We start from the raw sequence: 12,031 nt of genomic DNA on the forward strand, positions 1-12,031 counted from the left end.
CACCCACCACCCCTCAAGGCAAACCGAGGCGATGACCGCAGGTCAGACGGGTGAGAGCGGGCCCACACCCACTCCCCCCAACTCCCTGTCCCCTACGCCGTGTTCCCCGCCCGGGGCGCCGGCTCCCGCTCCACCAACTGCGCCCCCTGCTCATGCGCCGAGGACGACGGCTCGGCGGACGGTTCGGGCGACGGCGGCGGCTCCACCGGCTTCGTCGGCTCCGGCTCGGGCTCCACCACGCTCGGCGTGGGCGTCGGCTCCCCCTTCGGCGGCTCGGGCTCCACGGGCCCCTCCCCCTTCCCGTCGCCCTTGCCCCCCTTCGGCGGCGTCGCCTTCCCGGACGGCTCGGCGGCCCCGGACGCCGCCGCGGAGGCGGAGGCCGACCTGGACGCGGAGGGCCCGGGCGCGGCGGAACCGTGCCGCTTCCCCTGCCCCGACTGGTAGCCCGGACCGCCCCCGCCCGTCACCGCGGAGCCCCCGTCCGGCTTCTCCCCGCCCCGCTGCCCCGCCGACGGCGACGGCCCGGGCTTCCGCCCGTCGTCCCCCACGCTCATACAGCCGGCGGCTGCCGCTACGGCCATGACCGTGGCGGCCAGACGGACGGATACGTTCAAGGCGCGCACGGCGGCCACCTCCGAGGGGGGCGTGAAGGGGAGTCCCCCTGCCCAACTCCCGCCGCACACAAGAAGACACGTGCCGAACCTCACAGCCCGGGCCGAGCAGCGCCCCCACCACCCCCCGGCTATCCGTACCCCAGCGCATGCAACCGAGCGTCATCGATCCCGAAGTGATGCGCGATCTCATGCACCACGGTCACCTCGGTCTCCGCGACCACGTCCTCCCGCGTGTCACACATCCGCAGCGTCGGCCCCCGGTAGATCGTGATCCGGTCCGGCAGCACCCCCGCGTACCACTCCCCCCGGTCCGTCAACGGAGTGCCCTCGTACAGTCCGAGCAGCTCGGGATCGTCGGCGGGCGGCTCGTCCTCGACGAACACCGCCACGTTGTCCATCAGCCGTGTCAGCTCCGGCGGAATCCGGTCCAACGCCTCGGCGACCAGTTCCTCGAACTCCTCGCGCGTCATCTCCAGCACACGGCCATTGTCAGGCACGACCCCCGTGACCCGCCGCCCCCCGCGTATCCCCTCCCGCATATCCGCCCCCACCCTTGGGCATACGGGACCAATGGCCCGCGTCCCCGCCGCCCCAGCCACCGCCGCCCACCCCCTGCGTACAGCCCTGAGTACGGCCCTGCGCCGCCTCCGCCGGACCATGCCGAGGGCCCCCCGCGCCCTGGCCCGCCACTACCGCTCCCGCCGCGCGCACCCGACCGTCGAAGTGGTCCACCACCCCCACCCCTGGAGCCGCGCGCTCGGCCTGGTCGCGGTCGTCCTGCTCGGCGCCTGGCTCGGCCTGCTGATCGTGGGGAACGTCCGCACCCCTGTGGGCCCCATGAACACCACGATGACCCTGCGCCCCTCCCTCACCGGCGGCACGAAGATCAACGTCTCCCCGCTGGGCGCCCTGGAACTGAGCAGCCACCACGCCCCCGTACGCCTGGACGTCAACGTCGACCAGCTCGACCCGGAGCGCGCCCAGGCCCTGGTCGACCACCCCGAACGGATCTCCGGGCTCCAGGAGGAGATCGCCTCCGACGTGCGGCACGGCACCGTCGACCTGGCCGTACGCTCCGGCGTCGCCGTCGTCTCCGGGGCCACCGCGCTCGGCCTGGCCGTGTACCGCCGTCCCCGCCGCGCCCTCGCCGCCGGCGGCCTCGCCTTCGTCCTGCTGGCCGGCGCCGGCGGGACGGCCGCGGCCACCTGGAACCCGAACTCCGTCCTGGAGCCCAAGTTCTCGGGCCTGCTCTCCTCCGCGCCCTCCCTCGTCGGCGACGCGCGCAGCATCGTCACCGAATTCGACGTCTACCAGAAGGAATTGGCCCGCCTGGTGACGAACGTGACCAAGCTGTACGACGTCACGTCCACGCTCCCCGCGTACCAGCCGGACCCGACCACCATCCGGGTGCTGCACGTCTCCGACATCCATCTGAACCCGGCGAGCTGGAAGATCATCGCCTCGCTGGTGGAGCAGTACGAGATCAACGTCATCGTCGACTCCGGCGACACCATGGACCACGGCAGCGCCGCCGAGAACGGCTTCCTCGACCCCATCGCCGACCTCGGGGCGCCGTACGTCTGGGTGCGCGGCAACCACGACTCGCTCCTGACCCAGCGCTATCTGGAGGGCATCGACAACACCCACGTCCTCGACGAGGGGAAGGCGGTGACCGTGGGCGGGCTGCGGTTCGCGGGGATGGGGGACCCGCAGTTCACCCCGGACCGCTCGACCGACAAGTCGGGCCTGCCCTCGGAGGAGGCGGCCGGGCGGCGGCTGGCGGACGCCCTGCGCGCCCAGAAGGCGGCGGGCACACCCGTGGACATCGCGGTCGCGCACAACCCGGACGCCGCCCGGGAGACGGACGGCCAGGTCCCGCTGGTGCTCGCCGGGCATCTCCACCACCCCGAGATGGAGATGCTGGGCCAGGGGACCCGGCTCCGCATCGAGGGCTCCACCGGCGGCAGCGGACTGCGGGCCGTGGAGGGCAAGGACCCCGACCCGATCGAGGCCTCCGTCCTCTACCTCGACCGCGACACCCGCCGCCTCCAGGCCTGGGACGAGATCAAACTCGGCGGCCTGGGCCTCACCACGGCCGAGGTCAGCCGCCATCTGCCGAAGGAGAACCAGCCGGGCGCCGAACCCGGGGACGAGGAGTCCCCCAGCGGCCCGTAAACCCCCGCTCGGGCGGTCCCGTAAACCGTTTTGGCGATAGCTCCCGCCATCCCATATGCTTCTCACGTCCCCGACGCGCTGACGAAGCGCCCAGGCGGGCCGATAGCCCTCATCGTCTAGCGGCCTAGGACGCCGCCCTTTCAAGGCGGTAGCACGGGTTCGAATCCCGTTGGGGGCACGCAAGAACGTGTGCGACACTGTCGTACGCCTCTTGGTCCTGTGGAGCAGTTTGGAGTGCTCGCCACCCTGTCAAGGTGGAGGCCGCGGGTTCAAATCCCGTCAGGACCGCTGATGTTTCACGTGAAACATCGCGGCTGGGTAGCTCAGTTGGTACGAGCGATCGCCTGAAAAGCGATAGGTCGCCGGTTCGACCCCGGCCCCAGCCACAGTGAAAGAAGACCCTCTCCGGTCCACCGGAGGGGGTCTTTGCAGTGGGCGGTAGCGGGCCCACGCAAAAGCGTTCGCCCCTCGTTTCGTCGAGGTGAGATCCTGGGTTCCGCTATGTCTACGCCACCTGCCCCCGCCTTCGGCGCCCTCGCCCCCCGTCTGGCCGAGCTGTCGCTGCGCGACGCGCACCGGCTCGGGCGCAGGCTCGAAGGCGCGCGCAAGATCCGTAAGCCCGAGGCCCGGGCCGCCGTGCTCGCCGAGATCGAGGCGGAGGTCGCCAAGGGCGAGTCCCGCATGGCCGAGCGCGCCGCCCGCGTGCCGGCCGTCTCGTACCCCGAGCAGCTGCCCGTCAGCCAGAAGAAGGACGACATCGCGGCCGCCATCCGTGATCACCAGGTCGTCATCGTCGCGGGCGAGACCGGCTCCGGGAAGACGACCCAGATCCCCAAGATCTGTATGGAGCTGGGGCGTGGCGTACGCGGCATGATCGGTCACACCCAGCCGAGACGCATCGCCGCCCGTACGGTCGCCGAGCGCGTCGCGGAGGAGCTGCGCACGCCGCTCGGGGAGGCCGTCGGCTGGAAGGTGCGGTTCACCGACCAGGTGAACCCGGACGCGACCTTCGTCAAGCTGATGACGGACGGCATCCTGCTCGCCGAGATCCAGACGGACCGCGAGCTGCGCGCCTACGACACGATCATCATCGACGAGGCCCACGAGCGGTCCCTCAACATCGACTTCCTGCTGGGCTACCTCGCCCAGCTGCTGCCCAAGCGCCCCGACCTCAAGGTCGTCATCACCTCCGCGACCATCGACCCCGAGCGCTTCTCCCGGCACTTCGGTGACGCCCCGATCGTCGAGGTCAGCGGCCGTACGTACCCCGTCGAGGTGCGGTACCGCCCCCTCCTCGAAGAGGACGGCGACGACGCCGACCGGGACCAGATCACCGCGATCTGCGACGCCGTCGAGGAGCTTCAGGGCGAGGGCAAGGGCGACATCCTCGTCTTCCTCTCCGGGGAGCGCGAGATCCGGGACACGGCGGACGCGCTGATCAAGAAGCAGTACCGCTTCACGGAGGTGCTCCCCCTCTACGCCCGGCTCTCGCACGCCGAACAGCACCGCGTGTTCCAGCCGCACACCGGCCGCAGGATCGTTCTGGCCACGAACGTCGCCGAGACCTCGCTGACGGTCCCCGGCATCAAGTACGTCATCGACCCCGGCTTCGCCCGTATCTCCCGCTACAGCCACCGCACCAAGGTCCAGCGGCTGCCCATCGAGGCGATCTCCCAGGCCAGCGCCAACCAGCGCAAGGGCCGCTGCGGTCGTACGTCCGACGGTGTCTGCATCCGCCTCTACAGCGAGGACGACTTCGAGGCCCGCCCCGAGTTCACGGACGCGGAGATCCTCCGGACGAACCTCGCCTCCGTCATCCTCCAGATGACCGCGGCCGGCCTCGGCGACATCGAGAAGTTCCCCTTCATCGACCCGCCGGACCACCGCAACATCCGCGACGGCGTCCAGCTCCTCCAGGAGCTCGGCGCGCTGGACGCGGCGCAGAAGGACGTCCGCAAGCGGCTCACCCCGATGGGCCGCAAGCTCTCCCAGCTGCCCGTCGACCCGCGCCTGGCCCGCATGGTCGTCGAGGCCGACAAGAACGGCTGTGCCCGCGAGGTCATGGTCATCGCCGCCGCGCTCTCCATCCAGGACCCACGCGAGCGCCCCGCCGACAAGCAGGCCCAGGCGGACCAGCAGCACGTCCGCTTCAAGGACGAGACCAGCGACTTCCTCGCCTACCTCAACCTCTGGCGGTACGTCCGCGAGCAGCAGAAGGAGCGCGGTTCGTCGTCGTTCCGCCGGATGTGCAAGCAGGAGTACCTGAACTTCCTGCGGATCCGGGAGTGGCAGGACATCTACAGCCAGCTGCGCACGGTCGCCCGGCAGATGGACATCCATCTCAACGAGGACGACGCTCCCGAGCAGCACATCCATGTCTCGCTCCTCGCCGGCCTGCTCTCCCACATCGGCATGAAGGACGTGAAGGAGGCCGGGAACGAGGGCGGCCGCAACACCGGGAAGAACGAGTATCTGGGCGCCCGGAACGCCAAGTTCGCGATCTTCCCGGGCTCGGCCCTCTTCAAGAAGCCCCCGCGCTTCGTGATGTCGGCCGAGCTGGTGGAGACCAGCCGCCTCTGGGCCCGGGTCAATGCGCGCATCGAGCCCGAGTGGGTCGAGCCGCTCGCCGAGCACCTCCTCAAGCGGACGTACAGCGAGCCGCACTGGGAGAAGGACCAGGCGGCCGTGATGGCGTACGAGAAGGTCACGCTGTACGGCGTACCGATCGTCGCCCAGCGGAAGATCAACTACGGCCGGATCGACGCGGAGGCCAGCCGGGAGCTGTTCATCCGCAACGCGCTGGTCGAGGGCGACTGGCGGACCCACCACAAGTTCTTCGCGGACAACCGCAAGCTCCTCAGCGAGGTCGAGGAGCTGGAGCACCGGGCCCGGCGCCGGGACATCGTGGTCGACGACGACACGCTCTTCGACTTCTACGACGAGCGCGTGCCCGACCATGTCGTCTCCGGCGCCCACTTCGACTCCTGGTGGAAGCACAAGCGCCACGAGCAGCCCGACTTCCTGGACTTCGAGCGGGAGATGCTCATCCGGGAGTCGGCCCAGGCGGTCACCAAGGCCGACTATCCGGACTCCTGGCGGCAGGGACAGCTGAAGTTCCGGGTCACCTACCAGTTCGAGCCGGGCGCCGACGCGGACGGTGTGACCGTCCACATCCCCCTCCAGGTCCTCAACCAGGTAACGGACGAGGGCTTCGACTGGCAGATCCCGGGCCTGCGGGAGGAGGTGGTGACGGAGCTGATCCGTTCCCTCCCCAAGCCGATCCGCCGGAACTACGTGCCGGCGCCGAACTTCGCCCAGCGCTTCCTGGACCGGGCGGTCCCCTTGCAGGAGCCGCTGCCGGTGACGATGGCCCGCGAGCTGAAGCGCATGGTGGGTGTCCCGGTGACGCCCGAGGACTTCGACTGGTCCCGCGTCCCCGACCACCTGAAGATCACCTTCCGGATCGTCGACGAGCGGCGCCGGAAGGTCGCCGAGGACAAGGACCTGGAGGCACTGCGGCTGCGGCTGAAGCCGAAGGCGCGCCAGGCCCTCTCCCAGGCGGCCGCGGCCACCGCCGAGCGCCAGGGCGGCGAGTCCCTGGAGCGCAAGGGCCTGACCGACTGGACGATCGGCTCCCTCACCCGTGTCTTCGAGACCCGCCGGGCCGGGCAGCCCGTGAAGGCCTATCCCGCGCTGGTGGACGACGGCCCGACCGCGAACACCGTCTCCGTACGCCTCTTCGACACGGAGGCGGAGCAGGCGGAGGCGATGTGGAAGGGCACCAGAAGGCTCATCCTCCGAAACATTCCGGTCAACCCTGCGAAGTTCGCGAGCGAAAAGCTCACCAACGCGCAGAAGCTGGCACTGTCCGCCAATCCGCACGGTTCGATCCAGGCGCTCTTCGACGACTGCGCCATGGCGGCCGCCGACAAGCTGATCGCCGACTTCGGCGGGCCGGCGTGGGACGAGTCGTCGTACCGCAAGCTGTACGACAAGGTGCGCGCCGAGATCGTCGACACCACGGTCCGCACGGTCGGCCAGGTCCAGCAGGTGCTGGCCGCCTGGCAGGCCTGTGAGCGCCGCCTGAAGTCCACCCGCAGCCCGGCCCTCCTCGCCAACCTCGCGGACGTACGGGGGCAGCTGGACGCCCTCGTGAAACCCGGGTTCGTGACGGAGGCGGGGCTGCGCCGGCTGCCGGACCTGATGCGCTACCTGGTGGCGGCCGACCGGCGGCTGCAGCAGATGCCGACCGGGGTGCAGCGGGACACGTCCCGGATGGAGAAGGTGCACGAGATGCGGGACGAGTACGCCTGGCTGCTGGAACAGCTGCCGCAGGGGCGGCCCGTGCCCTCCTCCGTGCTGGAGATCCGCTGGATGATCGAGGAGTTGCGGGTCAGCTACTTCGCGCACGCGCTGGGCACGGCGTATCCCGTCTCCGACAAGCGGATCGTGAAGGCGATCGACGCCGCCGTGCCGTAACAGCACCTGCACGGAAAGTGAGTTCGCGCGGGGGCACCCGCTCCTGTACAGTCTCTTCTCGCAGGCCAGCGCGGGAACACGGCGCGGACTGCGAAACCTGGTCCTGTGGAGCAGTTTGGAGTGCTCGCCACCCTGTCAAGGTGGAGGCCGCGGGTTCAAATCCCGTCAGGACCGCACGATTCGAAGGCCCGCATCCGATGGATGCGGGCCTTCTTGCTGTGCGCCTTGCCGCTCCCCTTCGCCCCCCTGTGCGCCCAAGAGCTCGCGGGATTGGGGTTGTTGGGCGTCTGCGGGTCACGTGGGGCCGGTCGCGCAGTTCCCCGCGCCCCTGGAGGGGGCCTGCGGCCCCTCCTTGGCTCTGTGGGGGTTGACGGCGTCACATTCCGCCGGTACCTCAGGAATCAGGCCCAGAGACCCCCGGAGGTGGCTATGGCGGCGTCCGCTCGGCATGAGACTCGCGCATTGCTCCGTGCTCACCTGTCGGCCGCCTCCTCGTACCGCCACCTCACCCACCACTGCCCGATCTGCCACCGGCTGCTGAGGCTGGCGACGGAGCACGGGGCCGGCGGCGAGGACGGCGCGGAGGGGCCCGCGGAGGACGAGACGCCCTCCAAGGCGTGAGACGCCTCCGGCAGGGAACACACTCGGCGAGGGCGCGTCACGCTCAACTCCCGCCCCCCTTACCGCAGATGTCGCTCGGGCAGCAAGGATCCTCGCGTGTGACGGGTGTCACCGTACGAGTTTCCGGAACGCCGGTTCTTACCACTCCCCTACAACTGGTCAATTTAATATGTGCAATTGCACCAGTCCCCGGGGGCCTGCACAGGAGATCCGACAGCCCTCCCCAGAGTCCGACAAGCCCGCGCACAACTCTTCGCTTCCGGACCCGAACCCACCGGTCACGCGCACAAAAAAGATCGCGCTGGACCCGGCGGAGTCCAGCGCGATCTACGACGCACCCTTGTTGCTTGCCTGACGATGCCCGGGGGGCCTGGGCCTCCCGGAAAGTTCTGTGTGGCTCGGGCGTGGGATCTGTTGGGGCAGAACCCGCGTCGTTCGGAGCTGCTTGAGCGGTGTTTCAGGCTTCCGGCCGATTGGGGGACCAGCCGAAATGCCCTGTCATGCGAGGGTTCAGGCCTCGCTGCGCTGCTGCGGAATACCCGCGAGCAGTGCGCGGACCTCAGCCTCGCGGTAACGGCGGTGTCCGCCGAGCGTGCGGATGGACGTGAGCTTGCCGGCCTTCGCCCACCGCGTGACCGTCTTGGGGTCGACGCGGAACATGGTGGCGACCTCAGCCGGGGTCAGCAGCGGCTCGGCATCAGGGGTGCGAGCGGTCATGAGCGGCCTCCTCGGGAGAACCGAACCTTCTCGGTTCTTTCCTCTAAATTCTGCACCTTGACCCGCGTTGCCCGAAATGGCGGACGCGAGTCGAGTCGGTTATAGGACGAACGGCTTGTCCTCGGCACTACAACTACACCATCTGTCCAGCCGCGTCGGCCAAACCGATGGAATTGCCCTCCCAGGTGTTCATCAGCGACGGATGCCGATGGACCATGCCATAGCGGACAGTCACGCCACTGTGACGATCAGTCACAGTGGCGTGCAGGAGTCTCAAGACCCCCCAATAGCGTGCAATGCTGAGATTCCACCCATACGTGGGCAGAAGGAGCCTCCCCCGGGCTCCTTGTCCTATTTTGACACGAGGAGGTGCGTAAGAGGCAAGGCCCGCGTAAGTGCAATCCGTCACGCTTGACGCCCGCTTGACACAAAAGCCCGGATCGAGACCTACGTCCCACGATGACACTCCTGTGGAACTTCAGTGAGTCAAGCATGGGCCAAGGGTGGACAGTTCACCATGCTTCAGCTTTTGTGGAAAGCCTTTTCCCACTGGCCCCACATGTCACAAGTACGGCCAGGAGCCTGCGCCGGTTCAACCGGTTCGGCCGGGTTCAGTTCGCCGAGCGCCGGTCCCGGACCGCCCGCCAGCGCTCCACCAGCCGCCCGTACGCCTCCCCGGCCGCCAGGCCGTCCCCGCCGCGCAGGGCCTCGATGCCCTCGGCGACATCGGCGGCCGAGTGGTCGCCGTCCAGGTCGGCGGCGGGCAGGACGTGCACGAGGCCGCCGTAGTCCAGCTCGACCAGCGAGCGCGGGTGGAACTCCTCCAGCCAGCGGCCCACGTCGATCAGACCGTCGATGAGCGGACCCTCGTCGAGGGTGTCGCGCAGGGCCCGCAGCCCCCGTGCCACCCGCCGGCGGGCCTGCACCATGGGCGTGCGATAGCGAAGCACCGGCGAAATCTCGCCGGATCCCGTCTCGCCCGAACCCTTCTCGTACGTCCGCTCCTCGTCCGAGACGAGGACGAACCAGCTGAGCGGCACCTGCCACGTCGCGGTGCGGATCCACGGCCGCGCGTCGGGGTTGCCGGCCATCCAGCGCTCGTAGTCCTGGCTCGCCTGGTGGCGCACCAGGGGCGGCAGCACCGCGTCCAGCACCGGGGCGGGCAGCTCCTCGGCGAGATCACCGAGCGCCTGCCAGCCGCGCAGCCGGGTCCGCCAGGGGCAGACGCAGACCACCCCGTCGACCTCCAGCACGAAGGCGTCACCGCTCTCGTGCACCGGCACCGGGACGGGCGGGGTCGGCAGCAGATCGGCCAGCGAGCGGCGCAGTTCGTCCTGGTACGAGGGCCGGTCCGGGCGCCGGGCGTAGCGGGCCCAGTGGCCGCGCTCGGGCTCGGGGAACGCCGCCAGCGGCTCGTACACGCGGAGGTAGGACGCGTACGGGACGATCACCGAGGACACCTTGGGCACGCCTGCTCCCTCCCCCGGACGCCACCGGGGAAACCTGCCGAACCCGCACACGGGCGGGCCGGAAAACTGTGCGGATCGCACCACGTCCGTACTCCAGGAGTGGGGTGATCCTGAGGCTGCGCCGCTGTACGGCGGACGCAGGCTCTAATCTCATGCTCACAGACCCCGCCACCCATACGGGGACCTGTCAGCACCCGCCGCTTCTTACCCAGGAGTCACCACCGTGGCCGAAGTATCTGACGGCGTCCTGCACACCCTGTTCCACTCGGACCAGGGCGGTCACGAGCAAGTCGTGCTCTGCCAGGACCGGGCCAGCGGCCTCAAGGCCGTCATCGCCCTCCACTCCACCGCGCTCGGCCCCGCTCTCGGCGGCACGCGCTTCTACCCGTACGCGACCGAGGCCGAGGCCGTCGCCGACGCCCTGAACCTCGCCCGCGGCATGTCGTACAAGAACGCCATGGCCGGGCTCGACCACGGCGGCGGCAAGGCCGTGATCATCGGCGACCCCGACCGGATCAAGAGCGAGGAGCTGCTGCTCGCCTACGGGCGGTTCGTGGCCTCGCTGGGCGGCCGGTACGTCACCGCCTGCGATGTCGGCACCTATGTCGCCGACATGGACGTCGTGGCCCGCGAGTGCCGCTGGACCACCGGCCGGTCCCCCGAGCACGGCGGCGCCGGCGACTCGTCCGTCCTCACCGCCTTCGGCGTCTACCAGGGCATGCGGGCCTCCGCCCAGCATCTGTGGGGCGACCCCTCACTGCGCGACCGCCGGGTCGGCATCGCGGGCGTCGGCAAGGTCGGCCACCACCTCGTGACGCATCTGCGGGCCGAGGGCGCCGAGGTCGTGATCACGGACGTGCGCGAGGACGCCGTACGGCGGATCCTCGACCGGCACCCGGACGGGGTCACCGCCGTCGCCCACACCGACGCGCTCATCCGGACCGAGGGGCTCGACATCTACGCCCCCTGCGCGCTCGGCGGGGCCCTGAACGACGACTCCGTGCCGGTCCTGACCGCCAAGGTGGTGTGCGGCGCGGCCAACAACCAGCTCGCGCACCCCGGTGTCGAGAAGGACCTCGCCGATCGCGGGATCCTCTACGCGCCGGACTACGTGGTGAACGCCGGCGGGGTCATCCAGGTCGCCGACGAGCTGCACGGCTTCGACTTCGAGCGGTGCAAGGGGAAGGCCGCGAAGATCTTCGACACCACTTTGTCGATCTTCGCACGTGCGAAGTTGGATGGCATTCCGCCGGCCGCCGCGGCCGACCGGATCGCCGAGCAGCGGATGCATGAGGCGGCCGCGGGCCGCGCTCGCTGACCTTCCGCGACCTTTCGCGCAGGCGCCGCGCGGGTCGCGCGCGGTGTCGGCCGGTACCCGTCGGCGGCTTTAGAGAGAACTCTCACTTCCGTCGGCGGGTCGCCCGCCCAGAAACGGTTAAAATCACCGTTGACCAGCGAGGAAAGGGCTCCTCGCAGGTTCTGGGCACGGGCACGTCCTGCGGGCGACGTACCGTATGGGCGTGGGCTCAGGTACCGTGGAAGCCCTACGGACCGGTCTCTCCACGGAGAGCCCGTTCCAGATCATGAACGCGTGTCAAGACTCTGGGGCCGTCGAGCCCCGTCACCGAGGGGGTCGAGCCATGGGGCGCGGCCGGGCCAAGGCCAAGCAGACGAAGGTCGCCCGCCAGCTGAAGTACAACAGCGGCGGGACTGACCTGTCGCGTCTGGCCAGCGAGCTGGGCGCATCGACTTCGAGCCAACCTCCGAACGGCGAGCCGTTCGAGGACGACGAAGACGACGACGACCCGTACGCCCAGTACGCGGATCTTTATAACGACGACGATGAGGATGACGGGGACGATCAGTCCGGTCCCGCTTCTCATCGTCGCGGCGCTTGACGATCCACTTGCGCTCCACCCGGTCCGGGCGGGTCACTCCCCACCGGACCGGGTTTTG

The 12,031-nt window shown here is 69.7% G+C and carries 9 protein-coding genes and 4 tRNA genes; 10 read left to right on the plus strand and 3 right to left on the minus strand.

Annotated elements, in window-relative coordinates:
* Positions 1-99: 99 nt before the first annotated feature.
* A complete protein-coding gene (locus ACZ7MG_RS33920; protein WP_471382824.1) occupies positions 100-444 on the plus strand; it encodes a hypothetical protein in 345 nt (114 codons plus the stop codon).
* 298 nt (positions 445-742) lie between these two features.
* Here ACZ7MG_RS33920 and ACZ7MG_RS33925 read toward each other — a convergent pair whose 3' ends face one another.
* Complete coding sequence (locus ACZ7MG_RS33925) at positions 743-1,093, minus strand: metallopeptidase family protein (RefSeq protein WP_099505412.1); 351 nt, start codon at positions 1,091-1,093, stop codon at positions 743-745.
* A gap of 91 nt (positions 1,094-1,184) precedes the next feature.
* On the opposite strand from ACZ7MG_RS33925, the gene ACZ7MG_RS33930 reads away from it, so the two are divergent.
* From ACZ7MG_RS33930 to ACZ7MG_RS33960, 7 genes are all read left to right on the plus strand, one after another.
* Positions 1,185-2,789: a metallophosphoesterase family protein gene (locus ACZ7MG_RS33930; protein ID WP_471382822.1), complete on the plus strand. Its 1,605-nt coding sequence runs from the start codon at positions 1,185-1,187 to the stop codon at positions 2,787-2,789.
* 105 nt (positions 2,790-2,894) lie between these two features.
* Positions 2,895-2,967 (plus strand) — tRNA-Glu (locus tag ACZ7MG_RS33935).
* A gap of 35 nt (positions 2,968-3,002) precedes the next feature.
* Positions 3,003-3,077, plus strand: a tRNA-Asp gene (locus tag ACZ7MG_RS33940).
* Positions 3,078-3,101: 24 nt separating this feature from the next.
* A tRNA-Phe gene (locus tag ACZ7MG_RS33945) sits at positions 3,102-3,175 on the plus strand.
* A gap of 115 nt (positions 3,176-3,290) precedes the next feature.
* Entirely contained in the window at positions 3,291-7,268 is a 3,978-nt protein-coding gene (hrpA, locus tag ACZ7MG_RS33950; RefSeq protein WP_471382820.1) for an ATP-dependent RNA helicase HrpA, read from the plus strand.
* A 99-nt stretch (positions 7,269-7,367) separates the two neighbouring features.
* Positions 7,368-7,442, plus strand: a tRNA-Asp gene (locus tag ACZ7MG_RS33955).
* 255 nt (positions 7,443-7,697) lie between these two features.
* Positions 7,698-7,889, plus strand: a complete 192-nt coding sequence (locus tag ACZ7MG_RS33960; RefSeq protein WP_471382818.1) for a DUF6274 family protein — start codon at positions 7,698-7,700, stop codon at positions 7,887-7,889.
* A 510-nt stretch (positions 7,890-8,399) separates the two neighbouring features.
* On the opposite strand, the gene bldC is transcribed toward ACZ7MG_RS33960, so the two are convergent.
* Both bldC and ACZ7MG_RS33970 read right to left on the minus strand, forming a co-directional pair.
* Complete coding sequence (gene bldC / locus ACZ7MG_RS33965) at positions 8,400-8,606, minus strand: developmental transcriptional regulator BldC (RefSeq protein ID WP_003949541.1); 207 nt, start codon at positions 8,604-8,606, stop codon at positions 8,400-8,402.
* Between the two features lie 611 nt (positions 8,607-9,217).
* Complete coding sequence (locus ACZ7MG_RS33970) at positions 9,218-10,075, minus strand: DUF8083 family protein (RefSeq protein WP_471382816.1); 858 nt, start codon at positions 10,073-10,075, stop codon at positions 9,218-9,220.
* Between the two features lie 223 nt (positions 10,076-10,298).
* Between ACZ7MG_RS33970 and ACZ7MG_RS33975 the strand changes: the two genes are divergently transcribed.
* Positions 10,299-11,393 carry a Leu/Phe/Val dehydrogenase gene (locus ACZ7MG_RS33975; protein ID WP_471382814.1) on the plus strand — a complete coding sequence of 365 codons (1,095 nt, stop codon included), beginning with the start codon at positions 10,299-10,301 and terminating at the stop codon, positions 11,391-11,393.
* Positions 11,394-11,715: 322 nt separating this feature from the next.
* A complete protein-coding gene (locus ACZ7MG_RS33980) occupies positions 11,716-11,973 on the plus strand; it encodes a DUF3073 domain-containing protein (protein ID WP_086757813.1) in 258 nt (85 codons plus the stop codon).
* Positions 11,974-12,031 lie beyond the last annotated feature (58 nt).

The sequence above is a fragment of the Streptomyces sp. NPDC107538 genome (assembly GCF_055657445.1).